The sequence below is a fragment of the Dyadobacter flavalbus genome, assembly GCF_006149045.1.
Classification (GTDB): Bacteria; Bacteroidota; Bacteroidia; order Cytophagales; family Spirosomataceae; genus Dyadobacter; species Dyadobacter flavalbus.
This window is the reverse complement of the sequence record NZ_VBSN01000038.1, coordinates 136,341-162,819: the sequence shown is the minus strand read 5'-3', so window position 1 is coordinate 162,819 and position 26,479 is coordinate 136,341. Positions and strand designations below refer to the sequence as shown.

Genomic DNA, 26,479 nt, shown 5'->3' with positions numbered 1-26,479 from the left:
AGCCGGATTTCACAGCATACTGCAGAATTCGAGTAACTTTTTCAGATCCGCTTCTTCTTCAAAATCAGGATTGTGCTGTTTGAAATATTGATTGATTGCTTTCTTGTGCGATGAATTGGTTTTAAGCAGATTCTGACGGCTTGCGATCAAAAACCTTTCATTTCGATCCATAAAAAAGTAGGCAGCATGCTTTTTCATGACCACTTTATTATTTCCTTTCAGAAACTGGATCATGCCGTCCTGATTGATAAAAGAAGAATAGCTGGAAATAGCAGAAGTGGATGAATACTGGCCATACGCCGCATACCTTTCATTTCCCATGTTCATATAAAAGGTTTTCTTTCCCAGTCCCAGCCGCCCGAAACGGGCAATCTGCTCAATATGGCCATGTCCTTTCAGATAATAATATACGCGGTCCGCAAGTGTTACGAAATGGATGTAATCCGGATCTGCCAGAAGCAATGTATCTTTTTTAGGATTAATAAACATGATTTCCGCATAAACATAGCTGTAATTCAGCTTCGCAGCGGATACTTTTCCGTTCCGGAAATGTACTTTCCCGTCCTGAAACCGGTCGAACTGAAACCGGTCTTTAAACGGAATTATTCTGCTGATATCACCCGGATCTTTGATCCTGTAAACGGGTTCGGCACTTTGTGCAAATGCAACCGGCCGGATAACGGATAAAAGCAGAATAAGCAGCATGCATTTCATGTTTGTCCCAATTTATACTTTTACTATTTACATATAAATTTAGACATTTCCCTTATCATTACCTCCGTTTACAGTAAATTCAATATGCTGTAAGCATGCTATTCTTCATCCCAGTCTGCTGACAGCGAACCCTCTTCCGTTTTGACCGAGTTGGCAACGGCATCCTGAATAAACTTCAGTTCATCGGCAGTCAGGTTCCGCCATTTTCCTGCCGGAAGATTTTGCAGCGTCACGTTCATAATCCTTGTTCGTTTGAGTTTCAGCACATTATAGCCAAGAAATTCACACATGCGCCTGATCTGCCGGTTGAGTCCCTGCGTCAGGATAATGGTAAAAACATAACTGCTTTCCTTTCGTACCGTACACTTGCGTGTAACCGTTCCGAGAATCGGAATGCCGGCCGACATTTTGGCCACGAACTCGGCGGTAACCGGTTTGTCAACCGTCACGACGTATTCCTTTTCATGATTGTTTCCGGCACGCAGGATTTTGTTGACAATATCGCCGTCACTAGTCAGAAATATTAGTCCTTCCGAGGGTTTGTCCAGCCTGCCGATCGGGAAAATGCGTTCGGGATGCCTTATAAAATCAATGATGTTTCCTTTTACATGCCTTTCCGTCGTACAGGTTATGCCCACCGGTTTATTGAATGCAATGTAAACGCCGGCTTTTTTGACCACCAACGGTTTGCCGTCAACGGAAACCTGATCCTCGGCAGAAGCTTTGTCACCCAGTACCGCTTTCCGGCCGTTCAGCGTTACCCGGCCTTGTTCCACGAGCTTGTCTGCTTCTCTTCTTGAACAAAAACCCGTTTCACTGATGTATTTATTGATCCTGATCAAATCCCTGAAATTTAAAATTAGGCTGTTTTTAAGTTAACTGCTTTAAACGGCAAATTACAGTAAATCGTAAAAAATATGCATTTACGGGTAAAGATTCCGGCTTATGTTTTCTTTATCTCAAAGTAGATTCACAAGCAAATCATTCCATTCTTTCATGAAACATCGCATTTTACTTTTTAACCTTTTTTTATGGCTGTTCATTTCCGGCCTTTACGCGCAGCCTCCGCGACGCGCCATTGAAGTCATTGTTACGGCAGATCATGAAGACTGGACTTACAGGACGGGAGAAAAAGTAAAATTCTCGGTTTCCGTTTTAAGAAATGGGAATCTGGTTAAAAATGTTCCGGTACGGTATGAAATCGGCCTCGAAAAAATGGACCCGACTGTAAAGCAATCCAAAACTTTGGCCGAAGGCAAACTGGACATTGACGGCGGTACTTTGAAAACACCCGGATTTCTGAGGTGCATTGCTTATGCAAACATCGACGGCGGCGAATACCGCGGGCTTGCAACGGCCGGGTTTGAACCCGAAAAGATACAGCCGACAGTTTCCAATCCGGATGACTTTGATGCTTTCTGGGAAACGGCAAAAAAAGAACTTGCCGCCGTTCCGATGGATGCAAAAATGACACTGATTCCGGAACGCTGCACGGAGAAAACGAATGTTTATCACCTTAATTTACAAAATAACCGACAGGGAACCAGAGTTTACGGCATTCTGAGCATCCCGAAAAAAGAAGGAAAATATCCTGCGCTGCTGCGTGTTCCCGGCGCCGGTATACGTCCGTATTACGGCGATATCGGTACGGCAGAAAAGGAAATCATTACACTGGAAATAGGCATACACGGCATTTCTGTCATTATGGATCCTTCGGTTTATTCCGACCTTGGCAATGGCGCGCTGAATGGCTACCAGTCGTATCATCTGGATGACAAGGATAAGTTTTATTACAAAAGAGTTTACCTGGGCTGCGTTCGCGCGAATGATTTCCTGACCAGTCTGCCGCAATTCGACGGACAAAATCTGGCTGTAACCGGCGGCAGTCAGGGCGGTGCGCTGTCCATTGTTACGGCTGCACTTGACCCGCGCGTAAAATGGCTCGGCGCTTTTTATCCTGCGCTCAGCGATGTAACGGGCTATCTTCACGGACGCGCCGGCGGATGGCCGCATTATTTTGACAAAGGGAGCATGAAGGCAAATAATACAAAGGAAAAGCTGGCTACGCTTGGTTACTACGATGTTGTAAATTTTGCCAGAAGACTGAAAGTTCCGGGATTTTACATCTGGGGCTATAACGATGAAACCTGCCCTCCTACCTCCATGTACGCCGCTTACAATGTGACAACTGCACCTAAAGAACTGAAACTGTATCAGGATACCGGTCACTGGACCTATCAGGAAGAAAAGGATCTGATGAATAACTGGCTGATCGGGAAGTTGAAGGGGGGTAAGATGTGAAAGGTGAAAAGGGAAAAGGGAACAAAGGAGGATGGGAGAAGGGAATTTTTTTATATTGACAGGCATGAAGCTGATCGCTAATAGCTGATCCCTGAAAACTCATAATCCATTGCTCATTATTAAATCAAAAAATCATTCAGTAACAGCCATATATGGATCGTCGAACTTTTATTGAGAAATCTTCACTGGCGGGCGCAGCACTTTCTTCACTTCCGCTATTTACAGCTTTAAAACGCGCAGCTCCATACCGGACCGCGTTAATCGGAGCCGGCTGGTGGGGAACAAATATTCTGCGCTGTGCGATACAGGCCGGTGAAAGCAAAGTAGTTGCACTTTGCGATGTGGATGAAAACCAGCTTAAAATCTGTCAGAGTGAAGTCGGGAAACTGACTTCAGACAAACCCAAACTGTACCGTGATTTCAGGGAACTGCTGCTGAAAGAAAAGCCGGAAATTGTGATTGTGGCTACGCCGGATCACTGGCATGCGCTGTGCTGCATTGCGGCTGTCGAGTCAGGCGCTCACGTTTATGTTGAAAAACCGGTTTCTCACACAATCAATGAAGGACGCGCCATGGTGAATGTTACGCGTAAACAGGGCAAAATTGTTCAGGTGGGCACGCACCGGCGTGTTTCTCCGCATAATGTTTCCGGAATGGAATTTCTGAAATCAGGAAAGGCTGGCAAAATCGGTATGGCCAGGGCGTTTGTACATTATGGCGGCGGCCCCGGGCAAAAGGTAGCCGAAGAAGAACCGCCGAAAGGCCTGGACTGGGATTTTTACTGCGGGCCCGCCAGCCTGGTTCCCTACAATAAAACCATTCATCCGAAAGGGTTCCGGAATTACCTCAACTTTGCAAACGGTACATTGGGCGACTGGGGAATCCACTGGCTGGATCAGGTACTTTGGTGGTCGGAACAGAAATATCCTAAAAAAGTGTATTCGACCGGTGGAAGAGCCATTCGTCAGGACAATACGGATGCGCCGGATCATCAGGTTGCGGTTTATGATTTCGACGGCTTTACACTGGAATGGGAGCACCGTAACTTTGCTGCCAATCATGCTGAAAAAACGCATCCGCAGCAAGCTGTCGGTGTTTATTTCTATGGTACGGAAGGAACATTCCACATGGGCTGGCTGGACGGCTGGACATTTTACCCGACTAATCCGAACAAACCTGTCATTCATCAGGATGCGCAGCTGAACAAGCCGGATGACCAGAACATACAGCAGCTCTGGGCCAATTTTCTTACTTCCATCAAAACGAACACACCTCCGGTCTGCGATATAGAAACCGGTCAGCGTTCGACGAATGTGGCACTTTTGGGAATGCTGTCTTACAAACTGGGACGAAGTATTGCCTGGGACGGAGAAAAGGAGCTGATAACCGGCGATGAAGAAGCCAACAAGTTACTAAGCAGGGAATACAGAGGCGAATGGAAATATCCAAAAGCCTGAGAAGTAAGATACATGATTTGAAATCAGGTGTTGTTATGAAACGTTCATAACAACACCTGAAACCTATATACAGGCTAATTTCTGGTTTTCAGTCAATTTTAACAACCTCTGCAGGAATATTATACTGGTCGATCAGTTCGCGTGTAAACCTTACGTGCCCTCTTGGCGCCATCAGGTAAAGTTTTGCGCCTTTCATTCCTGCCAGTTCGCTCAGCAGTTTCCATTTGCTGATGCTGCCGCGAAGCTGATCTGTTTTAACCGAAACTTCAAGATAATGACGGTTAAACATGTTCACGCCGGTAACATCGGGTGTGAATTTGATATTGTCCGCAGCTCTTTCATAGGATTTCGGGATTTCATACCCTTCCATATTTGCCTGAATGTCTTTGAATCCATGAGCCTGGGCCCACTTTACAACAAGTGGAATATATAATTCCTTTTCCATAAATTTTAACGAATAATTTTACCCTCAATAATGGGGAACTCCACAATATACTTATAACTAACCTGTGCTGAGGAAAAGTGTTAACCGAAATCCGGTCGAAATGCAGTAACTCTTACTAGTTTTTAAAGGTACGGTTTTTAGCAACAATGACCAAATTCAAATGAAATGACTTAATCATCCATTTCATCCAGAAAATTCCGGTAAGCCCGCAACAATTCCTGGTGAGTTTTATTATTCTTTTGAAAAAGAGCCAGTTCAATGCCTTTCCGGTAAATTTCATCAGCCTGTTCCACTTTATCTTGCAATGCAAAAAAAGCTGCTGCATGATAATAGGTCGGCAAATAAGCGCCATGCTCCGTCAGCAGCAGGTTGTAAAACTGTGCGGCTTTGGCCGGATCGCTTTTGGCATACTCCATGGCAAGCGCATATATATTGAACGGATCGCCGGGATCTTCGTTGTAAAATGCCAGTAAATTTTCGAGCAGGGAGTTTTTCATGGTATTATTATGCTTGCATACTATTTAAGTTTTTACGTAAATTGCGAGGACAAAGTTATTCTCAGAAGTGTTACCATTCATAACCACATGACCATGAAAATACTCGTTTGTATAACCAATGTACCGGATACAACCGCTAAAATAGCCTTTACAGATAACGACACCAAGCTAAACAAAAACGGAATACAATACATCATCGGGCCGTATGATGATTATGCACTGGCACGCGGAGTGGAAATCAGGGAACAGTCTGGAGGCACACTGACCGTACTGCATGTGGGCGGCGCCGAAGCCGATCCGCAGATCAGGAAAGCCCTTGCCATCGGCGCCGATGATGCCATTCGTGTGAACGCAGAACCGCTGGATTCCTATTTTACAGCACTTCAGATTGCACATATCGCAAAGCAGAATAATTATGACCTGATCCTGATGGGCCGTGAATCGATTGATTACAACAGCGGGGTTGTTCACGGGCTTGTTGGTGAAATGCTCGGAATCCCCTCCTACTCGCCGGTTATGAAGCTGGACCTGGATGGGAACAATGCAACCATCACCAGAGAAATAGACGGCGGAAATGAAATTCTGAAAGTATCACTGCCGCTGGTACTGGGCTGCCAGGAACCGATTGCCGAATGGAAAATCCCGAACATGCGCGGCATCATGACGGCCAGGACCAAACCGCTGAATGTAGTGGAATCTGTTGGATCGGAAGTCCTGACAACGCCTGAAAAATATACCTTGCCTGCACCAAAAGGTGCGTGCAAAATGATTCCGGCCAGTGAGGCAGAAACGCTGATAAGACTTTTGCAAACGGAAGCGAAGGTTCTTTAATCACTGATTTTTTTACCATTAAAATAAAAGAACATGTCAGTCCTGATATATATAGAACTGGAAAACGGTTCAATTAAAAAAACATCATTGGAAACCATTGCTTACGGCGCCAAAGTTGCGGAAAAAACCGGTGGAAAGGCAATTGTACTGGCCATTGGAAGTGCCGATGCATCCGAACTGGAAAAAGCCGGAAGATATGGTGCTGCAAAAGTGCTGCATGCAACAGATCAGAAGCTGGAACATGAAAACAGCATGGCATATGCCGACATTCTGGTGCAGGCTGTTCAGCAGGAAAACAGCAAAGTGGTCATTCTTGCCAAATCAGGGTTGGGCGATGCCATGGCGGCACGCGCAGCCGCACGACTGAAAGCTGCGGTTGTTTCCGGCGTTACGCAGCTTCCGGAAACCGATGGCGTTTTCACCGTAACGCGAAGCGTATTTTCCGGTAAAGCATTTGCAAAAACGCAGATCCATTCGGAAATCAAGATTCTGGTTGTCAAAAAGAATGTCATTGAAATGGATGAAAATGCCGTCGCAACCGAAAACGCTGAAATCGTTCCTTTCTCACCGGCATTCCGTGAAGATGACTTCAAGGCCACCGTCGTGCAGGTTGAAAAGGCAAATACCGAACTTTCACTGACCGAAGCGGATATCATTGTTTCCGGCGGACGCGGCATGAAAGGCCCTGAAAACTGGCAGCCGCTGGTGGATTTAGCCCGTGCACTCGGCGCTGCAACAGGATGCTCAAAACCCGTTTCCGATCTTGACTGGCGTCCGCATCATGAACACATCGGCCAGACCGGGATCAAGGTTGCGCCAAATCTGTACATTGCCTGCGGGATTTCCGGTGCGATCCAGCATCTTGCCGGCGTAAATGGTTCCAAATGCATTGTTGTGATCAACAAGGATCCGGAAGCGCCCTTTTTCAAGGCTGCGGATTACGGCATTGTCGGTGATATCTTCGAGATTTTGCCCAGACTTACCGAAGCTGCAAAAAAGCTGAAATAAGCGTTCATTTGCTTTATTTTAATTAATTAAGCTGTAAATTTTATCTTATTATTGAAGAAGTAGCTTATAAATCAGAGTTTTAACAGCAATAGTTAAAATTAAATATTGTAAAACCCGTTTTTAGCCCATACTGTATTTTTTTATGCAGCATGGGTTATTTATTTTTGCACCTTCATTCATATCCATGATGTGAAAAGCAAGGAACACTTTCTATTATCCGGATGTTAATGCATTGACTATCAATTCAGATATCAGGATTTTAAAAGTAGCTTGCTTACAGGAGCAATCATTACAGAACGCAAGCACAGTTCATTGCAATTAAAACAATTCTACTGCATTTAGTTTAACGTGAAAAAAATCAAGTTAGAAATTCTGGGGCTTTCCCCAAGCCAGTCACAGGCGGGTTCCTTTGCCCTGGTTCTTGGAGAAGAATTAGGCAACCGACGTCTGCCTATTATTATCGGTGTATTTGAAGCCCAGGCTATCGCTGTTCAGATTGAAAACATTATTCCCAACCGTCCGATGACGCATGATCTGTTCAAGTCATTTGCGGACGGAATGAATTATACATTAAAGGAAATTGTCATTTCAGATCTCAAAGAAGGGATTTTCTACGCAAAAATCGTTTGTACCGACACGCTGCGCGAAATTGAAATTGACGCACGGCCTTCGGATGCCATAGCAATCGGTCTGCGTTTTGACATACCTATTTATACATACGAAGCCATTTTGTCCGAAGCCGGAATTGTTTCCAGCTCGTTGTCCGAAGATGAGGATGAAGATGAAGAGGCCGTGAGAGAAACACTTAAAACCGCGGGAGCCGGTAAAAACCAGCTTCGTGACCTTGCTTATGACGAACTTCAGCGCATGCTGGAAGATGCCTTGTCGAAGGAAGATTACGAAAGAGCTGCCAAAATCCGTGACGAAATGGGCCGCAGAAATTGAGGCACCCGTTTTTCCACAGAGTTAAAAATAGTTAAGGATTGCTCCGGTTCGCTCATTTAAGATTTTAATCCTTATTTTTGCTGTTGATCGTTTTATCCTCTATAACGATAAGCGAAATTTTACGCTGCTATGCCTAAAAAAAAGAAGATTGGAAGTTATCCCAATACCATGATTGTTATTAGCCTGACGGCTGCATTGTTCCTGATCGGTTTTTGCGGACTTCTGGTGATCCAATCCAAAAAACTGGTTTCCATTATCCGTGAAAATATAGAAGTGCGTATTTTCATTGACAAAGAGGTAAATAAAGCCGGCCAGGATTCCATTCTCAGTGTTATCAAGGCAAAACCTTACGTACTTGTTTCAGCAGAATCACAGCCCATCATTTTTGTTTCCAAAGAAGAAGCTGCCAAGGAATTTATCCAGGGTACCAAAGAGGACTTTGCAGAGTTTCTGGGCGAAAACCCTTTGCGTGACAGTTATCGCGTCAAAATTCAGGAAGATTATTTTGAAGAAGCCAAATTGCAGCTGATCAAAAAAGACCTTGAAAAAATAAAAGGTGTTTATGAAGTTGTATATCAGGAAAATCTGGCCGACAACATCAACCGCAATGTGACGAAAATCTATATTGTTCTGGCAAGTTTCGCCCTGATCATGCTGATTATTATTGTATTGCTTATCAATAATACGATCAAACTGGCCATTTATTCACAGCGTTTCCTGATCCGGAGCATGCAGCTTGTTGGTGCAACAAATGGATTTATACAGAAACCGTTTGTCATGCGCGGCGCCATTCAGGGTCTGATCGGCGGAATCCTGGCGGGTGTTTTACTGATTGTACTGCAGCAGGTTGCGGTCCGTAATGTGGAAGGACTGGCAATGCTGCAGGAATACAACAAGCTTGTTATTCTTGTCGCCATCGTGCTGATTCTCGGCGTACTGATCGGCGTATCCAGTACTTACCAGTCCCTTTCGCGTTACCTCAGAATGGCGCTGGACGATCTGTATTGATGACAGATTTCAACAATTTATCAACGCATAAACAGCCATAAAAATGAATAACAATAAAAACGAACTTCCATTTTCGTCGTCCAATTACACCATGATGCTGATCGGTATTGCCGTCATATTAAGCGGTTTTCTGATCATGACGTTTGACAGTGAAGAATTCGGCTTTGGTTTTCTGGGCCTGACGCTCGGCCCGTTGATTACCGTTGTCGGCTTTGTCATTGAGTTCTGGGCGATTTTACGTAAACCCACCAATTCATGAGTATCTGGCAAGCCATTATTTTAGCTATTGTTGAAGGAATTACCGAATTCTTGCCCGTTTCTTCCACCGGCCACATGATTATTGCTTCCTCCTTTATGGGGATCAGTCATCTGGAATTTACCAAAATGTTCACCGTTAACATCCAGTTCGGCGCCATTTTATCCGTTCTGGTTTTATACTGGAAACGGTTTTTCCAATCTACTGATTTTTATTTTAAACTTTTCGTTGCATTTCTTCCGGCCGCAGTCATCGGTTTCTTGCTGAATGATTTTATTGATGCCATGCTCGAAAATGTAGTGGTTGTAGCCATTTCGTTGCTGGTTGGCGGCGTTATACTTGTTTTTATTGACAAGATTGCCAACCCGAATACAAGAGATAGGGAAATCTCCTATTTTGATGCGCTAAAAATCGGTTTTTTTCAATGCATCGCCATGATTCCGGGCGTTTCCCGTTCTGCTTCCACAATCATCGGCGGTATGCTTCAGGGATTGTCGCGCAAGCAGGCAGCCGAATTTTCATTTTTTCTCGCCGTTCCGACCATGGCTGCGGCAGGCGGTTACAAACTGCTCAAAACGTACGATACCATTCAGGCTACAGACATCAAAGTGCTGTTGATCGGAAATCTGGTTGCGTTTGTGGTGGCCATGCTTGCCATCAAGTTTTTCATCAGCTTTCTGACCAAATACGGTTTCAAGGTTTTCGGATATTACCGCATTATTCTTGGTTTGATTCTGCTGGGATTGCTTGCATCGGGTTACAAGCTGGATATTGTGTAAATTTTCAGCGGAACCTTTAACTTGTTTATTAAGATTTGAACAACGATAACAACCAACCGGACGAAGGGGAAGTCATTTTGATTGACAAGCCTTTGACCTGGACTTCATTTGATGTTGCCAACAAGCTGAAAAGGGCCTGCAAATTCAGGAAAATAGGCCATGCCGGAACGCTTGATCCGCTGGCTACCGGTCTGCTTATATTGTGTACCGGCAAAAAAACCAAACAGATCGATACATTTCAGGCGCAGGAAAAGGAATATACCGGCACGCTTGTACTTGGAAAAACAACTCCTTCCATTGATCTCGAAACCGGATTTGACGCCGAATTTCCAACGGCACATATTTCACCGGAGATACTGGAAAATGCCCGTCTGAAGTTTATCGGCCACATTGAACAGATACCGCCTGTTTATTCCGCGTTAAGGATTGATGGCGAGCGCCTTTACAAAAAAGCAAGACGCGGCGAGGAAGTGGAAATCAAGAAGCGAAATGTGGAAATATCCCTTTTTGAAATAGATGCGGCCCGCTTTCCGGAAGTTGATTTCAGGATCATTTGCTCAAAAGGTACTTATATTCGCAGTATTGTTCGTGATTTTGGTCTGGCAGCAGGCAGCGGTGCTTACATGAGCGCACTCTGCAGAACGCGCATCGGCGCATTTGAATTGAAGAATGCCTGGAATCTGACCGATTTCATTCAGCAGAAAAGATTGGAACTGAAGTTAGAAGTCAACGAATGAATATTTATCACAGCCTGGATTCCTTTCATAAACTGGAATATGGCGTCGTAACAAGCGGCACTTTTGACGGTGTTCATCTTGGACATAAAAAAATACTTAACCGGCTTAAAGAAATCAGTGAACAGTCGGGCGGCGAATCCGTTGTTCTTACTTTCTGGCCGCATCCGCGTACGGTTGTTTCCGAAGACAGCCAGGGACTCCACCTGCTTTCCACCATTGACGAGAAAATAGAATTGTTTTCCGAACTGGGCATTCAGCATCTTGCCATTGTTCCGTTTACCCGCGCATTCTCGGAATTATCTTCAGACGAATTTATCCAGCAGATACTTGTTGAAAAAATCGGGACTAAAAAGCTGGTCATTGGCTACGATCACCGTTTTGGCAGGAACCGGGAAGGCAGTTTTGAGTTCCTGAAAAAGAACAGTCTGCAATACGGCTTTGAAGTAGAAGAGATTCCCAGAGAAGATATTGAAAACATGGCGATCAGTTCTTCCCGCATCCGCAATTCCCTGAATTCGGGCAACATCAGCGAAGCAAATGACTTGCTGGGAAGACCTTACACGCTTTCAGGAACGGTTGTGAAAGGAAAACAGCTGGGACGCACAATCGGTTTTCCAACGGCAAACCTGTTTCTGCATGAATCCTACAAGCTTGTTCCGCAAAACGGTGTTTACATTATCCGGGCGACACATCAGGAAAAAAGGTATAATGCCATGCTGAATATCGGCGTAAGACCCACTGTGGATGGCAGCATCAGAACGATTGAGGCTCATTTGTTTGATTTTGATAAGGAAATCTACGGCGAAGATCTGAAACTTCAATTGTTGCATTATTTACGTCCGGAGCAAAAATTTGACAGCCTCGACAAGCTTGTTCAGCAAATTAATGTGGACAAGCAGCATTCGCTGGCATTCTTTTCCTGAGGCCTCATTCTTCAAATATATCCTTCAAGCGTGTCTGTACAGGCACGCTTTTATTATTATTGGACGTATACCTCATAACATTGCCCGAATGAAAGCCATCTGGAACGATCAAGTCATAGCCGACAGTACTGAAACCGTTGTTGTAGAAAACAATCATTACTTCCCTGAATCTGCTGTTAACAAAGAATTTTTTACCACCTCGGAAACGCATACAACCTGTCCGTGGAAAGGAATTGCTTCTTATTATCATATCAACGTTAATGGTGCGATCAATAAGGATGCCGCCTGGTATTATCCTGAACCCAAGGAAGCTGCCGCCAACATTAAAGGCTATGTTGCATTCTGGAAAGGCGTCAAAATTGTGCAGTAATTAATTTCCTCTATATATGAAACATTATGATGCGATAGTCATTGGTTCCGGCCAGGCAGGAACGCCTTTATCCAAAAAGCTTGCAAATGCGGGATTGAAAACGGCTTTAATCGAGAAAAGATGGGTTGGCGGCACATGCGTCAATGACGGCTGCTCTCCTACCAAAGCCATGATTGCATCTGCAAAAGCAGTATGGTCTGCGTATCACAACAAGAATATTGGCGTTTTTTCAGAAATTGTAAAACTGGATTTTGCAGCCATTCTGAAGCGCAAAGACAGCATTGTTCAAATGATGCGTGAAAACTCCGAAAAAGGGATTCTTGAAACAGAAAACCTGGATCTGTATTACGGTTCAGCCGAATTTACTGCTGAAAAGGAATTGAGCATAACCATGAATGACGGCAATACCGAACTATTTACTGCGGATCAGATCTTTATCAATGTCGGTGAAAAACCGGAGATTCCGGACATTGAAGGTCTTGAAGAAACCGGATACTTGACTTCCACAACCATTATGGAACTCAACGAAATTCCGGAACAGCTGCTTGTGATCGGAAGCGGATACATTGGTCTTGAATTCGGACAAATGTACAGCCGCTTTGGAAGCAAAGTTACCATTCTGGAACCTTCGGAACGTATATTATCGAGAGAAGACGCGGATATTGCAGAAGATGTAACAAAAATTCTGTCGGAGGAAAACATCAGGCTGCTTACCAACAGCAAGGCCGTTTCAGTTTCAAAAAACGAAAACCGGATTACGGTCAGCGTGGAAAGTAACGGTGAGAAAAACACCATTGAATGTACACACATTCTTGTTGCTGCCGGAAGAAAGCCGCAAACCTCAGCACTGAAGCCGGAAAAAGCCGGCATTGAGATCGACAACAAAGGTTATGTTAAAGTAAACGAGAAGCTGGAAACCAATGTAAAAGGCATTTACGCTCTGGGCGATGTAAAAGGCGGACCGGCTTTTACGCATATTGCATTTGACGATTACCGGATCATTGCAGCCAATGTCATCAATAAAGAAAACAGGACGACGGAAGACAGAATGGTGCCTTACTGCATGTTCATTGATCCGCAATTGGGCAGAATCGGTATTACGGAGCAGGAAGCAAAGGAAAAAGGACTGAACGTGAAAGTAGCCACACTGAAAAACAGCAGTGTCGCACGTTCCATTGAAACCGGCGACGAAAGAGGCATGATGAAAGCTGTTGTTGATACGGCAACCGGCAAAATTCTGGGTGCCTCCGTTCTGGCCGAACAAGGAGGAGAAATCGTTACCATTCTGCAGATGGCCATGATGGGCGGCGTAACGTACGATCAGATCCTTAACGGTGTATTTGCACACCCCACTTATGCGGAATCACTTAACAACCTGTTTATGACACTCGAAAAATAGCCGGTACCATTGCGTTTTGTACAAATTTTAGTAATTTGAAATGGCAGGTGCAAACTGCCTGATTTCTCCGGTATAAACTGTCATGCATGATCATTGCAGAAAACATCAGTAAAGATTTCCGTGGCATTCATGCGGTAAAAAACGTTTCTTTTGAAGTCAAAGAAGGAAAAACGCTTGTTCTGCTGGGAACAAGCGGCTGCGGCAAGACAACAACGCTGAAAATGCTGAACCGCTTGATTGAAGCGTCTTCGGGTACCATTCATATCAACGGACACAATATTTTTGATCAGAAGCCGGAATTGCTGCGGCGTACAATCGGTTACGTTTCACAAAATAACGGCTTGTTTCCGCATTATACGGTTGCTGAAAACATTGCCATTGTCCCCAATTTGCTGAGATGGAACAAGGCGGAAATACATGCCAAAACAGAAGAACTGCTGGATCAGCTGAAGTTGCCGTTTGAGCAATTTGCAGACATATACCCGAGCGAACTCAGCGGCGGACAGCAGCAGCGCGTCGCTTTGGCCCGGGCGCTTATTTCAGATCCGCCTGTTTTGTTGATGGACGAACCATTCGGCGCATTGGACCCGATCACGCGCGCGCAGGTCAGAGCGGAGTTTACTGCAATGCCATTTCTGAAGAGAAAAACCATTGTTCTGGTTACGCATGATGTTCAGGAAGCTTTTGAACTCGGTGATGCAATCTGTTTGATGGACAAAGGTGAAATCGTGCAGTCAGGAACGGCAAAGGAACTGGTATTTAAACCAAAGAATGCGTTTGTAAAATCATTTTTCGGTCAGCAGCGGTTTTTTCTTGAACTGAAATCTTTAACATTCGACGATGTATGGAATGAACTGGAAACTGCTGACGAGCCCTTTGGAACAAAAGATTTCACGAGCTCAACCAGTTTATGGGACGGCATGGAAAAGCTGTCCAACTTGAACGAAAAGATGCTAAATGTTTATAAATCAGCAGATAAATCATTAAAGTACTTTACTTTAACAACTATTCAGACCGCATACAAAAAGTATAAAGAACGCATATAATGGAAGTGCAGCAAAGCTTATGGGAATTCCTTTTTCAGCAATCCGACAAGCTGTGGAGCCAAACGATTGCACACATTGGATTAACCTGTATTTCGCTGTTGATGGCCGTACTTGTAGGAGTTCCATTGGGAATCTGGATTGCGGACAGAAAAAAGGCAGCATGGATCGTGCTTGGTTTTGCAGGGATTATGCAGACCATTCCAAGTATTGCCTTGCTCGGTTTTATGATCCCGTTACTGGGAATCGGGCCCCTTCCTGCCATTACGGCCTTGTTTTTGTATGCTTTGCTGCCGGTAATCCGCAATACCTATACCGGAATTTCGGGCGTTGAAGCAGCTGTTACGGAATCGGCAAAAGGAATGGGCATGAACAAATGGCAAATATTGACCAGTGTGGAATTGCCGCTGGCAATGCCGGTTATTCTGGCCGGGATCCGTACTGCTACCGTCATCAATGTGGGCGTGGCAACTTTGGCAGCTTATATTGCCGCGGGCGGACTGGGCGAATTCATTTTCGGAGGTATCGCACTGAATAATACCAATATGATCCTGGCTGGCGCAATCCCGGCTGCTTTGCTTTCCATTTTTCTGGATTTCCTTCTTTCCTTGTTACAAAAGTCGGGCATACGGCGCATGAACAAAGTAACCGTCATCTTACCGGTTCTGCTGCTTTTTTTATCATCGTTTTACCTTGTACCTTATACCGGAAACAGATTGCTTGGCGGCTTTACTCCCGAATTCATGGGTCGCGAAGACGGTTATCTCGGTTTGAAATCTAAGTATAAACTGGATATTCCAACGGTTGTGATCAGTGATGCTGTCATGTATAAAGCCGCATTTGAAAAGAAACTCGACGTAATAAGCGGTTACAGTACAGACGGGCGGTTAAAAGCGTACAATTTGCTGACTTTACAGGATGATCAACACATTTTTCCGCCGTATTATGCATGTCCGCTGATCAGAAAGGAAGTTCTTGAACATTATCCCGAGGTCGAAACGGCCTTAAACCTGCTTTCCGGAACGATTAATGATTCCATCATGACAGAACTGAACTACAAAGTGGATTATCTGAAACTTGCACCGGAAAAAGTGGCTCATGAATTCCTGAAGGCAAAAGGACTTTATAAAAAACCATTGAACGGAGATAAAGGTGTAATCAGACTGGGATCAAAAATATTTGCAGAGCAGTACATTCTCGTAGAAATGTATAAAGCGCTTATTGAAGGAAATACACGGCTTAAAGTGCAGACACATACAGGTCTGGGCGGCACAAAAATATGCTTTGACGCACTTGTGAACGGCAAAATTGACCTTTATCCCGAATATACCGGAACCGGACTGCTCGTAATTCTAAAGCCGGATGCAAATACAATGAAACGGATATCCGGAAGCCGTGAAAAAGTTTATGATTTTGTCAGAAGTGAATTTTCCAGACAATTTAACCTGCAATGGCTTAAACCGATCGGGTTCAACAATGCCTACGCACTGATGATGCGCAAGGAACAGGCACAATCATTGAATATAACTACTATTACGGATTTAAAACAATTTTCCTCTAATGAACATTAACGGCCTCAGCGCGTCGTATAACACGGTTAGAAAATATTCTGAAAGTATATGCGAGCCATTGGAAACAGAAGATTATGTACCGCAGCCCGTACCCTTTGTAAGTCCGCCGAAGTGGCATCTGGCGCATTCAACATGGTTTTTTGAAACATTTATATTAAAGAACTTCATACCGGACTATCAGGTTTTCGACAAAGATTTCAGTTTTTTGTTCAACAGTTATTATAATAATGTAGGCGAACGCACGCTTCGTACCGACAGGGGAAATGTTACACGGCCCACTACTGCAAACGTGTATGCATACCGTCAACATGTGGATCGTTGCATGAACGAACTCATGGAAAATCTGACAGATACGAATGCAATTTCCATGATTCAGTTAGGTCTGCATCATGAACAGCAGCATCAGGAACTGCTGGTAACGGATATCAAGTATATTCTCGGCCATAATCCGCTGTTTCCTGTTTATAAGACAGGACATAATCTTGTAAATGCCGAAAATTCAGAAACCGGATTTTTGAACATAAAAGAAGGCGTTTATAGTATCGGGTTTGAAGGAAACGGGTTTTGCTTCGATAATGAACTGGGCCGCCACAAAGTTTATCTTCAAGAATTTGAAATCAGTAAATCGCTCGTTACCAATGCCGAATACATCCGTTTTATGGAGGACGGCGGTTACCAGAATTTTAATTTGTGGCTGGACGAAGGCTGGTCGTGGGTGAATCAGCATGCCGTGGAAGCGCCGATGTACTGGTACAAAATAAGCGGCGAATGGCATTATTACACACTTGCCGGACTTCAGAAAGTGAATCCGGATGCCATTTTGAGCCATATTAGTTTTTATGAAGCCGCTGCGTTTGCACAATGGAAAGAAATGCGGCTGCCGACCGAAGCAGAGTGGGAAATTGCTTCCGACCAGCTTCAATGGGGCCAGCGGTGGGAATGGACCAACAGCTCCTATCTTCCTTATCCCGGTTTTACAAAAGCTAAAGGTGCTGTTGGTGAGTACAACGGCAAATTCATGATCAACCAAATGGTGCTTCGCGGCGCATCCGTGGCCACTTCACCGGAACACAGCCGGAAAACTTACCGCAATTTTTTTCACGCCCACGAACGCTGGCAATATACCGGCATCAGACTGGCCAGATAATCAGATTGACATGTCAGACAATACTTTTGCTGAAGATATACATACAGGCTTATCCGCACCCTTCAAACACATTTCCTCCAAATACTTTTACGACGATATTGGCAGTGTGATTTTTCAGGACATTATGAAAATGCCTGAGTACTACCCTACGGCATGCGAATTCGAGATTCTTTCTTTGCAGGGAGAAAGAATTATTGACAAGCTGAACTTTGCTGAACCCTTCAATATTGTAGAACTCGGCGCCGGGGACGGGATAAAAACACGACAGCTTCTGAAACAACTGGTGGAAAAAGGCATCGATTTCTCCTATGTCCCGGTCGATATTTCCCGCAAAGCCATTGATGAACTGAAAACAAATATGCTTGCGCACTTGCCTGCGCTGAACATCAAACCGCTGACCGGCAACTATTTTTCCATGATCGGAGAACTGTCGTCCTCTTCCACGCCAAACCTTTTTCTGTTTCTCGGCGGCAACATCGGAAATTATGAACCCAAGGAAGTTCATGATCTTCTGTCCGGATTTTACCGGAACATGAAAACGAACGACAAATTACTGACTGGGTTTGATCTTCAGAAAAACCCGTCAACAATTCGGCTGGCCTACGATGATCCGCAAGGTATAACCAGAGATTTCAATCTCAACTTACTGAACAGGATCAACCGCGAACTCGGCGGAAATTTCAACCTGAACCAGTTTGAATTTTACTCTTTTTACAACCCGATCAACGGCGAAGTCAGAAGCTATCTGGTAAGTCTGGCGGCACAGCGGGTGCATATTTCACAAACTGGCAAAAACTACGAATTTAAACAGAATGAACTGATCTGGACCGAATTGTCTAAAAAGTATACGTTAAAAGAAATTGAGAGAACAGCTGTTGACAACGGCTTTGAAGTTATGGAGCATTTTCTGGATTGCAAGCATTATTTTACTGACAGCCTGTGGGTTAAGCCCTGAATATATTGGCGGATGTAATGCTATGATTCCTGAAAATTAAATGTGTCAGCTGTTTTTATTATTGGGATGCAGACAGCATTGCCAGTAATCGTAAATGGTACGAAACTTGCTTTTAAGGTCGTGAAAACTGTTGTCTTTTTTAAAGTATCCCTGAATTGTCATATCATAGGCAATCTGGATTTCTACCGGATTGTCTGCTGTGCTCAAAAACAGAAAGGGAATGGATTTTCTTTTAAGATATTCATTTTGCTCAATGCGCCTGCGAAGTTCAATGCCGTTCATAATCGGCATATTGATGTCACAAATTATTAAAAAAGGCTGCTCCTGAGTCGTTTCCAGATAAAGCAGCGCATCCAGGCCATTTGAAAAAAATTTAAGCGTATTTGTTATTTCAAGTTCTTTTAGGATTGTTTTGATTAACAACTGATCGTCAGTGTCGTCTTCAATAGAAATGATTGGTCCTCTTCTTGACATTACTCCGGGAATGATTAATTAAATCGGGTACAAATATCCGATTTATTCAATTCAATAACAATTCGGGCGAATGGTATAAAGTACCGCATCAACATATTTTCTCCGTTTGGCCTGTATACTGCTTTTCCGTACATATTTGTAAAGGAATTATGCTGTTTAAGTGAACAGCAGACACAACAAGTTCACTTCAAAAAGTAAAAGTTGAATTCAGCAAATTGAATTATTTCCAGACTTCCACTTTGTTGTTTCTAAATTCTCTGAATCTTTTTCTACAATATTTTCAATTAAAAGGATTTAAATTTAACAAACAGCATTGATGGAGTTCGAATAAAAAAATCAAAATCAGATTGCAGCTTAAATATAATCGAATTACAGTTTTGTTCCGGCTAAAAATCATATCTGCAACCAGCAGAAAAATGAACATTGTTAGAAAACCGGCAATGTGACCTAAAATCCATATAATGGAATTTGTAAATACTGTCCGGAAAAGTATTTCACTTCAAATATTTAAATCATTTTTTTGGTAGCGAGGCCTTTTAAGTTGCTCCTTTTTTTTAAAAAGCAGCTAAAAGTATTTTATTGGTTTCCATAAATGACAGATGTCTAAAAAGAAAAGCGCCCTTTCCGGAATAAACACGAATTTGTGTTTTTCCACGAAAAGGGCGCTTCTAAAAAAGGGAAATCCTGTTTATTCGTATTCTGCAAATGACTCGTCTTTGTAGCACCAGAGCCATTTTTCACCCGGTTCGGCTGAGATGACGACAGGATGTTCGGATTGATGAAAATGCTTGGTCATATGTTTTGACGGCGAGCTGTCGCAGCACAAAGTTGTGCCGCAAGTCTGACAGGTTCTCAGATGAACCCAGGTTCCATCCGTTTTCATACATTCCTCACAGACAAGTTCTGCGGGCATTTTCAGTTCTGCAATTTCATTAATGTGCTCACAAATTCCTTTCATTATACTTCGCTTAAATATTGATGTACAAAACTGATTGCCATGGAGCCTTCACCAACTGCGGAAGTAACGCGGTTCATAGCACCTGCCCTTACGTCGCCGGCCGCAAATATTCCCGGTGAACTCGTTTCCAGTAAATACGGATCCCGTTCTGCTTTCCAGATCTGCTTGAAATCCTTATAGCTTTTCATTTCTCTGCCGGTTTCGATAAATCCCTTGCTGTTCTTGATTATTTCCAGCCCAACCCAGTCGGTGAACGGTTTGGCTCCGATAAATATAAACAATGCATCTGCCGGCACCACCCGCTCTTCCGAAGTGTTCAGGTCTACAAGCCGGAGCGATTCAAGATGTTCGTCACCCATGGCTTCCAGAATCTCCGTACAGCCCAAAACCGTAATATTTTCGGTTCCACGAATCTGATCGATCAGATAGGATGACATGGAAGAAGTAAGGTCCTGCTTTCGGATCAGAACATATACATTGCGGGCAAACTTAGCCAGATACATGGCTGCCTGCCCGGCAGAATTGCCGCCGCCCAGCACATACGCATCTTTGTTGCCGCAGGAACTGGCTTCCGTACTTGCCGCTCCGTAATAAATGCCTTTGCCCGTGAATTCTTCAATGCCTTTGGTTTCCAGTTTCCGGTAATCCACACCGGTTGTAATCACTACGGCTTTCGCATTGATTTCACTGCCGTCGCCCAGTATTAATGTTTTGTATTTTCCTTTCAGCCGGATTTCCTTGACGGACTGCGGAGAAAGAAATTCTGTTCCGAACCTGGTTGCCTGCGTGATGGCACGGCGCGTCAGATCGGCACCGCTTAATCCTGAAGGAAATCCAAGATAATTTTCGATTCTTGAACTTGTACCGGCTTGCCCGCCCGGCGCTTTGCGTTCGATCAGCAGCGTACTTAAACCTTCCGAGGCACCATATACGGAAGCGGCGAGTCCGGCCGGCCCCGCTCCTATGATAATGACATCATAAATCTGCTGCTTGGTTTTGGCATTCAGTCCGATATGCGATGCAAGGTCAATCCGTGTCGGTGTTTTAAGTAAAGTACCGTCTTCCAGAATCACCACCGGAAAATCGATCGGGCACAGATTATTTGTTTTGGTAATCTGCTTTCCCTGTTCGCTGGAAGCGGCATCATGCCAGGCATACGGGATCAGGTTTCCGGCAAGGAAATCCTTGATATCATGCGATTTGGGCGAAAATTGGTAACCGATTACTTTTATTCCCCTGAATTCGGGACGGTAACTTCCCTGCCAGTCGTGCAGCAGTTCATCAATGGCCGGATACAGCTTTTCTTCGGGCGGGTCCCAGGGCTTCATCAGATAATAATCCAGCTGAACATCATTAATGGCTTTGATGGCAGCATCGGTATCGGAATAGGCAGTGAGCAGAACTCTTTTTGCAAACGGAAACATCACCATAGCCTTTTCAAGAAAATCAACGCCCTGCATTTCCGGCATCCGCTGGTCCGAGATAAAAACGGCTATTTCCTCGCCTTTATTCTGAAGATCCAGCAAACTTTCCATCGCTTCACTGACAGAAGTGGTGCTCAGTATTCTGTAATCCTGCCTGTAATGCGATTTCAGATCACGGCTGATTGCTCTCAAAACCTGCGCATCATCATCAATTGAAAAAATAATGGGCAAACCCATAGCTTGAAACCTGTTTTGTATGAATAAGTAATTACTTAAAGTTAGCTGAGAATATCAGTTTTTACAATCCGCATGGTATCATTCGTTTCCCTTTCTGACAGCTGGAACCCAGACGCCAGCTGCCGGCCGCTAACCGCGGATCGCCAACAACCGCTCAGGTGTATGAACTGTTAATCGGGAAACATACCACAAATTCCGTTTTCCCCGGAACGGAATGAAGCGTAACCGAGCCGCCATGCTGTTTGACAATGCGCATGACAACATCAAGTCCGAGGCCGGTTCCTTTGCCAATCGGTTTGGTTGTAAAAAAAGGGTCAAAAATCTTGCTGCGGATTTCCGGCGGGATACCCGGACCGTTGTCACAGATTGCCACGCGGATGTATTCCTTGTCCAGACAGGTTGAAATTTTCAGTTCAGGATCCGGTTGTCCGTCCAGCGCATCAATGGCATTGTCAATCAGGTTGGTCCAGACCTGGTTCAGCTCGCCGACCATTGCTTTTAATTGCGGAAGGTTGAGGTCGAATTCTTCAATGACCTTAACCTTCGCTTGTTTCAGCTTGTAGTTCAGCATGATCAGCGTATTGCGGAGCCCGGTATGAATATCCGTAAAATCCTTTTCACCGCCTCGGTCCATATGCGTAAAGGATTTGACAGAACCAATCAGATCGGCAATCCTTCCGGACGCTTCCTGAATATCGGCGACCATTCTTTCGGTTGTTAGATTGGTATTGATCCAGGTCAGTACAGGCGAAAGATCTACTTTTTTAATGCGGCGCTGCATTTCTTCCAGATCGTCGATGGTAATTCCGAACTCGACAAAATTCTCGGCCATATCCATGACATCAGTAATTTGATTGTCATCGAGCCAGTCCAGCAGTTCGTCTTCTTTTTCCGATCGCTGCATCATCGTAAGCGTGGGCCTCGACTTGTTTGCAAGTACTGCAAACAGTTTTTCATTGATCACGTCAATTTCTTCCGGATCCATCTGAACGGAAATCAGTCTTTTGAATGCTTCCGGCTGAAGCTGAAGATGTTTTTTCAGCGAAAGCGATCCCCGGATGATGGCTGCCGCCGGATTATTGAGTTCGTGCGCAAGCCCGGCAGACAATTTGCCAAGCGCCATGATCTTTTCATTCTGCTGTTCCAGCTCGGTAAATTCCCGAACGCGTGAAGTCATGACAATGACGAGCGCCTGCGTCAGTTCATAATGCGATACGATCAGCTCCCGCATTTTTTCCAGCGGGAACGACATCAGCTGCGAAGCGTCAACGCACTGCAGATAGGCGAATGCATTTTTAGCCCTTGAAAACGGCAGCATGCCCGTGATGCTTCCCGGCATAAGTTCCGCCACGAAAATCCGCGCATTGTTTTGCAGACGGTAAATCTCTATTCTTCCGCTGATCAGGATATGTGTGGCATTCAGCGGATCGCCGGGCCGGGCCACAAATGCATCCTCCGCCAGTTCATAATGACTGCTGTGGCGGATCATCCATTCAAGCTGGTCTTCAGGAACATGGTGAAAAGCTTCGATCTGCTTCAGATCGGCAGCATGGATTTCTTTCATAAAAATACAAGGTTGTACTTGCCGGTTCAGATCTGGGCAGTAATGATCCTGTTATAAATTTTATATTCCGGAAGGCCGTGAATATGTTCTGCAAGGCTGATTTCAACCCAAGCGCGGTTACTCTGATGCACAAATACGCCGTTGCATGCGGGAAAAAGCAGTTGCAGCATGTTCATGGAATCCGTATCCATGTTGATTTCTTCATGGCCGAGTTCGCTGGAATGATAATAGCCCGTACACAAGCCGAGTGAAGTTTCAAATTCAATTTTTACCAGACTGCCGGAAACTTCCTGCTGTGCAACTTCCACAATGATTTCTTCCCGAAGGTCTTCCGCAGTCCCCAGCGTTTCCTCCTGCTCACCCAGAATATCTATAACGCTCATGTATAAATCCGATTAAGTTAATTGCTGATTGATATACTTTGTGCAAAAATCCCGTTCCTTCCCGCCTTCAGTAAAGCAAAATCACTATTTACAACCGGTATAATTATTTTACTGAAAACGGTTTCTGAAATGCATGGATGCCGTTGTTCAGGATAACCGTAAATCCACTCTGCAGGTGCTGTTTTCCTGAAAAACGGTTACAATTAAAGCAATTTCAGGATCAAATAACAGCTAATGCCTTTTTGCGCAAGATGATTTTTAAATTAAAAGTTTGCCTAACTTGTATAAATGAAAAGGAATGAGTCTGGAAACATACCATGAAAAACGCTCTTTTACGCATACACCCGAGCCGGAAGGCGGAAAAGCCGATTCGGATCAGCTCATATTTGTCATTCAGAAACACGATGCGTCCAGACTGCATTATGACTTCCGGCTGGAAATGGACGGCGTGCTCAAAAGCTGGGCCGTACCCAAAGGACCTTCCACGGACCCGTCGGTAAAGAGGCTGGCCATGATGGTGGAAGATCATCCGTACGATTACAAGGATTTTGAAGGCATCATTCCGGAAGGAAATTATGGTTCGGGAACAGTAATGGTTTGGGACAACGGCACCTATGAGTCTTTGGAAACGGCAGATAACAAAGAAGACCAGATCCGGATTTTGTTGCGTGAACTGGAATCGGGGTCGATTAAATTCCGGCTGAACGGTAAAAAGCTGAAAGGTGAATTTGCGCTGGTCAAAACCAGAGGAATGGGCGGAAATGCTTGGCTGCTGATCAAACATCGAGACGAATTTGCTTCCGAATCGGACATTACCGAAAAAGACAAATCCGTTGTTTCGGACAAAACCATTGAAACAATAAATAATACAAGTGAAAATAAATCCGAACCCGATTCGCCCGAAAAGGCATCGGAAGGCGAGAAAAAAGCTCCGGGAAAATCGCTGAAGAAAAGCAGTAAAGAAAAGGAAAATCAGGCTGAAAACCCGGCCCCTGAAGCCGGAAACAATCCGGTTATTACGGGTGAAAGCGGCAAAACGGAACCCTTTCCTGAAACGCTGGACCCGATGCTTGCAACGCTTGTAGACGAACCTTTTGACGATCCGGGATGGGAATATGAAGTTAAATGGGACGGTTACCGAGCCGTTGCGTTCATGAATGAAGGAAAAACCGAGCTTCAGTCCAGAAACCGGCTTTCATACAACGAACGGTTTTACCCGGTTTACAATAGCTTGGCCGCCATGAAACTGAATGCTGTTCTGGACGGTGAAATTGTGGTGATCAACGACAAAGGACATTCCGATTTCAATGCATTGCAAAACTGGCGCAGTGAAGAAAACGGACAATTGGTTTATTATGTTTTTGATGTTTTGTGGCTGAACGGAAAAGGACTTGCAAACCTGCCGCTAACTGAAAGAAAAGCTATTTTGCAAACCATCATACCCCAGGAAGGTGTAGTCAGAACGGGTTACAGCATTGTTGCCGACGGAACGGAGTTTTTCAAGGCCGCAGCCGAAATGGGGCTTGAAGGGATCATGGCCAAGAAATCAGACAGCAGGTATTTTCCCGGAATGCGTACCAATGAATGGCTAAAAATAAAAATCCATAAAAGGCAGGAAGTCATTATCGCGGGCTATACCAAAAATGCCGGAACGCCGAGGCTGTTCAGTGCACTGCTGCTGGGCGTGTATGAAAACGGTTTTCTGAAATATGTCGGAAAAGTCGGGACGGGTTTCAAAATGGAACAGCAAAGGCAGATGCTGGAAACCTTCAAACCGTATGTAACCCAGAAAAACCCTTTTAAAGATTCACCCGAATACAGTAAACCTTCGCATTTGAAAACCAATCCGGCCAAATGGAATGCAACGTGGCTGAAACCGGAACTGATTTGCGAAGTAAGTTTTACAGAAGTTACGGCCGACGGCATTTTCCGGCATCCGTCGTTTGAAGGAATGCGGGAAGATAAAAAAGCAACCGAAGTAGTGAAGGAAGTTGAACTTTCAACAGAAAAGATCCTGGATAAAGCAGAAGAAAAGCACATGGAAAATCAGCCTACCGCAAAGTCAAAAGGTAAAAAAAGTAAATCACTGCTGAACGCCGAAGAAGAAATGCAGCTTAAAAAACTGAATGGCAACGAGGTGAAATTTACAAATCTCGGCAAGTTTTACTGGGAAAAAGAGAAAATTACAAAGCGCGATCTGATCAATTATTATCATGAAGTTGCTCCTTATATTTTACCTTATCTTGAAAACAGGCCGCTTTCATTGTACCGTTTCCCGAACGGCATTACCGGAAAAGGTTTTTACCAGAAAGATGTAACGGGGAAAGTGCCGGACTGGATCAGGACTTTTCCATACAAAGCCGAAGGCGATGACGAGCAGAAAAATTTCATGCTCTGCAAGGATGAGGCCAGCCTGCTTTATGCAGCCAATCTGGGCTGTATCGACATGCATCCCTGGAACAGTCAGATTGAACAGCCGGATTATCCCGACTGGTGCCTGCTGGACCTGGATCCCGACAAATCCAATTCTTTTGAACAGGTTATTACCACGGCACAAACCATCAAACAACTGCTGGATTCGCTGCAGGTCCCGAGTTACTGCAAAACATCGGGTTCCACAGGAATCCATATTTACATTCCGTTGGATGCAAAGTACAATTATGATCAGTGCCAGCTGTTTGCGCAGTGGATTGCCAGTCAGGTGCAGCAGGAACTTCCGGATTTTACCAGCATCGAGCGTATGACCAAAGACCGGAAAGGAAAAATTTATATTGACTATATGCAGAACCGTCCGCAGGCGACACTCGCAGCGCCGTATTCGGTCAGGCCAAAACCGGGTGCGACCGTCTCCATGCCGTTGCATTGGGATGAAGTAAAAAAAGGTTTGCAGCTTCAGAACTTTACCATATTCAACGCAATGGACCGGATTAGAAATGAAGGTGACCTGTTTAAACCCGTTCTTGAAAAAGGCATTAATCTGGAACAAATCATCAGCAAAATCGAGCAGCCGGAAAACTGAATCCGTCCTGACCGCACGGCTCCGGGATTTGGCC

General features: G+C 44.5%; 26 protein-coding genes. 17 read left to right on the top strand and 9 right to left on the bottom strand.

Annotated elements, in window-relative coordinates; all coding sequences use genetic code 11:
* Positions 1-9 precede the first annotated feature (9 nt).
* Both FEM33_RS12480 and rluF read right to left on the bottom strand, forming a co-directional pair.
* Positions 10-705 carry a hypothetical protein gene (locus FEM33_RS12480; protein WP_139012351.1) on the bottom strand — a complete coding sequence of 232 codons (696 nt, stop codon included), beginning with the start codon at positions 703-705 and terminating at the stop codon, positions 10-12.
* A gap of 107 nt (positions 706-812) precedes the next feature.
* The gene (rluF, locus tag FEM33_RS12475; protein WP_201747742.1) at positions 813-1,556 is read right to left on the bottom strand and encodes a 23S rRNA pseudouridine(2604) synthase RluF; all 744 of its coding nucleotides are present in this window, start codon (positions 1,554-1,556) and stop codon (positions 813-815) included.
* A gap of 154 nt (positions 1,557-1,710) precedes the next feature.
* Between rluF and FEM33_RS12470 the strand changes: the two genes are divergently transcribed.
* Both FEM33_RS12470 and FEM33_RS12465 read left to right on the top strand, forming a co-directional pair.
* A complete protein-coding gene (locus tag FEM33_RS12470; protein WP_139012349.1) occupies positions 1,711-3,015 on the top strand; it encodes an acetylxylan esterase in 1,305 nt (434 codons plus the stop codon).
* A 152-nt stretch (positions 3,016-3,167) separates the two neighbouring features.
* Positions 3,168-4,472 (top strand): Gfo/Idh/MocA family protein, encoded by a 1,305-nt coding sequence (locus FEM33_RS12465; RefSeq protein ID WP_139012348.1) that lies wholly within the window; start codon positions 3,168-3,170, stop codon positions 4,470-4,472.
* An 88-nt stretch (positions 4,473-4,560) separates the two neighbouring features.
* On the opposite strand, the gene FEM33_RS12460 is transcribed toward FEM33_RS12465, so the two are convergent.
* Positions 4,561-4,917, bottom strand: a complete 357-nt coding sequence (locus FEM33_RS12460) for a hypothetical protein (protein ID WP_138279872.1) — start codon at positions 4,915-4,917, stop codon at positions 4,561-4,563.
* A gap of 170 nt (positions 4,918-5,087) precedes the next feature.
* Positions 5,088-5,414 carry a tetratricopeptide repeat protein gene (locus FEM33_RS12455; protein WP_139012347.1) on the bottom strand — a complete coding sequence of 109 codons (327 nt, stop codon included), beginning with the start codon at positions 5,412-5,414 and terminating at the stop codon, positions 5,088-5,090.
* Positions 5,415-5,507: 93 nt separating this feature from the next.
* Between FEM33_RS12455 and FEM33_RS12450 the strand changes: the two genes are divergently transcribed.
* The 14 genes from FEM33_RS12450 to FEM33_RS12385 all read left to right on the top strand — a co-directional run bounded on the left by FEM33_RS12450 (position 5,508) and on the right by FEM33_RS12385 (position 18,386).
* Complete coding sequence (locus FEM33_RS12450; protein ID WP_139012346.1) at positions 5,508-6,245, top strand: electron transfer flavoprotein subunit beta/FixA family protein; 738 nt, start codon at positions 5,508-5,510, stop codon at positions 6,243-6,245.
* 33 nt (positions 6,246-6,278) lie between these two features.
* Complete coding sequence (locus FEM33_RS12445; RefSeq protein WP_139012345.1) at positions 6,279-7,253, top strand: electron transfer flavoprotein subunit alpha/FixB family protein; 975 nt, start codon at positions 6,279-6,281, stop codon at positions 7,251-7,253.
* A gap of 348 nt (positions 7,254-7,601) precedes the next feature.
* On the top strand, positions 7,602-8,198 hold the full coding sequence (locus FEM33_RS12440) for a bifunctional nuclease family protein (protein WP_138279868.1): 597 nt from the start codon (positions 7,602-7,604) through the stop codon (positions 8,196-8,198).
* Positions 8,199-8,327: 129 nt separating this feature from the next.
* Positions 8,328-9,206: a cell division protein FtsX gene (locus tag FEM33_RS12435; protein ID WP_139012344.1), complete on the top strand. Its 879-nt coding sequence runs from the start codon at positions 8,328-8,330 to the stop codon at positions 9,204-9,206.
* Between the two features lie 43 nt (positions 9,207-9,249).
* The gene (locus FEM33_RS12430; RefSeq protein ID WP_139012343.1) at positions 9,250-9,465 is read left to right on the top strand and encodes a DUF3098 domain-containing protein; all 216 of its coding nucleotides are present in this window, start codon (positions 9,250-9,252) and stop codon (positions 9,463-9,465) included.
* The gene (locus tag FEM33_RS12425; RefSeq protein WP_139012342.1) at positions 9,462-10,241 is read left to right on the top strand and encodes an undecaprenyl-diphosphate phosphatase; all 780 of its coding nucleotides are present in this window, start codon (positions 9,462-9,464) and stop codon (positions 10,239-10,241) included. Before FEM33_RS12430 ends, FEM33_RS12425 begins: the two co-directional genes overlap by 4 nt.
* Positions 10,242-10,276: 35 nt before the next feature.
* Entirely contained in the window at positions 10,277-10,978 is a 702-nt protein-coding gene (truB, locus tag FEM33_RS12420) for a tRNA pseudouridine(55) synthase TruB (protein ID WP_139012341.1), read from the top strand.
* The gene (locus FEM33_RS12415; RefSeq protein WP_139012340.1) at positions 10,975-11,901 is read left to right on the top strand and encodes a bifunctional riboflavin kinase/FAD synthetase; all 927 of its coding nucleotides are present in this window, start codon (positions 10,975-10,977) and stop codon (positions 11,899-11,901) included. The genes truB and FEM33_RS12415 overlap by 4 nt, the downstream gene beginning before the upstream one ends.
* Positions 11,902-11,989: 88 nt before the next feature.
* Positions 11,990-12,271, top strand: coding sequence for a DUF427 domain-containing protein (locus FEM33_RS12410; RefSeq protein WP_139012339.1), 282 nt, complete (start codon positions 11,990-11,992; stop codon positions 12,269-12,271).
* Between the two features lie 16 nt (positions 12,272-12,287).
* Positions 12,288-13,670 (top strand): mercuric reductase, encoded by a 1,383-nt coding sequence (locus FEM33_RS12405; protein WP_139012338.1) that lies wholly within the window; start codon positions 12,288-12,290, stop codon positions 13,668-13,670.
* Between the two features lie 86 nt (positions 13,671-13,756).
* Complete coding sequence (locus FEM33_RS12400) at positions 13,757-14,716, top strand: ABC transporter ATP-binding protein (protein ID WP_139012337.1); 960 nt, start codon at positions 13,757-13,759, stop codon at positions 14,714-14,716.
* The gene (locus FEM33_RS12395) at positions 14,716-16,284 is read left to right on the top strand and encodes an ABC transporter permease/substrate-binding protein (protein ID WP_139012336.1); all 1,569 of its coding nucleotides are present in this window, start codon (positions 14,716-14,718) and stop codon (positions 16,282-16,284) included. Before FEM33_RS12400 ends, FEM33_RS12395 begins: the two co-directional genes overlap by 1 nt.
* Positions 16,274-17,431 (top strand): ergothioneine biosynthesis protein EgtB, encoded by a 1,158-nt coding sequence (egtB, locus tag FEM33_RS12390; protein ID WP_139012335.1) that lies wholly within the window; start codon positions 16,274-16,276, stop codon positions 17,429-17,431. Before FEM33_RS12395 ends, egtB begins: the two co-directional genes overlap by 11 nt.
* A 10-nt stretch (positions 17,432-17,441) precedes the next feature.
* Positions 17,442-18,386 carry an L-histidine N(alpha)-methyltransferase gene (locus FEM33_RS12385; protein ID WP_139012334.1) on the top strand — a complete coding sequence of 315 codons (945 nt, stop codon included), beginning with the start codon at positions 17,442-17,444 and terminating at the stop codon, positions 18,384-18,386.
* 45 nt (positions 18,387-18,431) lie between these two features.
* On the opposite strand, the gene FEM33_RS12380 is transcribed toward FEM33_RS12385, so the two are convergent.
* The 5 genes from FEM33_RS12380 to FEM33_RS12360 form a co-directional block, all read right to left on the bottom strand.
* A complete protein-coding gene (locus FEM33_RS12380) occupies positions 18,432-18,860 on the bottom strand; it encodes a response regulator (RefSeq protein WP_139012333.1) in 429 nt (142 codons plus the stop codon).
* 688 nt (positions 18,861-19,548) lie between these two features.
* The gene (locus tag FEM33_RS12375) at positions 19,549-19,818 is read right to left on the bottom strand and encodes a UBP-type zinc finger domain-containing protein (protein ID WP_139012332.1); all 270 of its coding nucleotides are present in this window, start codon (positions 19,816-19,818) and stop codon (positions 19,549-19,551) included.
* Entirely contained in the window at positions 19,818-21,479 is a 1,662-nt protein-coding gene (locus FEM33_RS12370; RefSeq protein WP_139012331.1) for an NAD(P)/FAD-dependent oxidoreductase, read from the bottom strand. Before FEM33_RS12370 ends, FEM33_RS12375 begins: the two co-directional genes overlap by 1 nt.
* Before the next feature lie 154 nt (positions 21,480-21,633).
* Positions 21,634-23,043, bottom strand: coding sequence for an ATP-binding protein (locus FEM33_RS12365; RefSeq protein WP_139012330.1), 1,410 nt, complete (start codon positions 23,041-23,043; stop codon positions 21,634-21,636).
* Between the two features lie 26 nt (positions 23,044-23,069).
* Positions 23,070-23,426 (bottom strand): hypothetical protein, encoded by a 357-nt coding sequence (locus tag FEM33_RS12360; RefSeq protein ID WP_139012329.1) that lies wholly within the window; start codon positions 23,424-23,426, stop codon positions 23,070-23,072.
* A 298-nt stretch (positions 23,427-23,724) separates the two neighbouring features.
* Here FEM33_RS12360 and ligD point away from each other — a divergent pair, with 298 nt between their 5' ends.
* Positions 23,725-26,445, top strand: a complete 2,721-nt coding sequence (gene ligD / locus FEM33_RS12355; protein ID WP_139012328.1) for a DNA ligase D — start codon at positions 23,725-23,727, stop codon at positions 26,443-26,445.
* Positions 26,446-26,479: the final 34 nt, after the last annotated feature.